This window comes from Rhodanobacter spathiphylli B39, assembly GCF_000264295.1.
GTDB lineage: Bacteria > Pseudomonadota > Gammaproteobacteria > Xanthomonadales > Rhodanobacteraceae > Rhodanobacter > Rhodanobacter spathiphylli.
The window spans coordinates 1-664 of the sequence record NZ_AJXT01000110.1 but is presented as its reverse complement, the minus strand read 5'-3'; the positions used below and the strand labels follow the sequence as shown (position 1 = coordinate 664).

Annotated in this window: 2 protein-coding genes; both read right to left on the bottom strand. The window is 43.1% G+C overall.

The genetic code is table 11. The features are described 5' to 3' along the window. Positions 1-76: 76 nt before the first annotated feature. Positions 77-502 (bottom strand): SMI1/KNR4 family protein, encoded by a 426-nt coding sequence (locus UU7_RS18560; protein WP_007810809.1) that lies wholly within the window; start codon positions 500-502, stop codon positions 77-79. A gap of 1 nt (position 503) precedes the next feature. Further along, a partial coding sequence (locus UU7_RS19185) for an HNH endonuclease (protein WP_193385096.1) occupies positions 504-664 on the bottom strand: 161 nt, incomplete at its 5' end.

Sequence of the window (664 nt, the reverse complement as noted above, 5' to 3'; positions counted from 1 at the left end):
GCCTCCGTCCCCTTTGATTCCCCACGGGTGGCATGAAAAGGCTATTTGGACAGCGGACAGGACAACTCACCGTTAACTACTTCTTCAGTTCAAGGTAAAGCTCATGAAAAGTCGAAAAAATGAAGTATGTATTTCTTGTATCACTAGATGACTCGAAAAGATACGAATGATCGTAGTAGTAGATCCCCTCCAGGCCCTCTTCCAAACAAAGAAGGAGAAAGCCGCCGCCCGAATCACTGCCAATAATTAATGAATCCTGCGGGATCTCCGATTTTAGTTCATTTTTCCAGAATCGCAAGTTTAACTCGTCCACACCATCGAGCCCAAATAGGTAGTCGATAAGCAGATCTCCCAGCTCCTGCGACTTTATTTGTGAATTCTTGCATGCCCCACCATTTGAATCCTGAAGAAATTTTCTATAATCATCAGGAATCTGAAAGTGAAATTCGTGCTCGAAATTAATGATACTTTGCAGATCCGCTTTTCCATTCGGGATGAACATATTATGATCCATTTCTTTTAATAGAAACACCGCCTCTATGAGTGAACCTACTATGGATGATCTTGTTGACCTCTTCCATTGTTGTTCCGTTCTGATGGTGGTGCCACGTATTTTCATAGAGCTTAGGGCCTAAAGGTGCTGAACTAAAGGGGACGTGGCTAA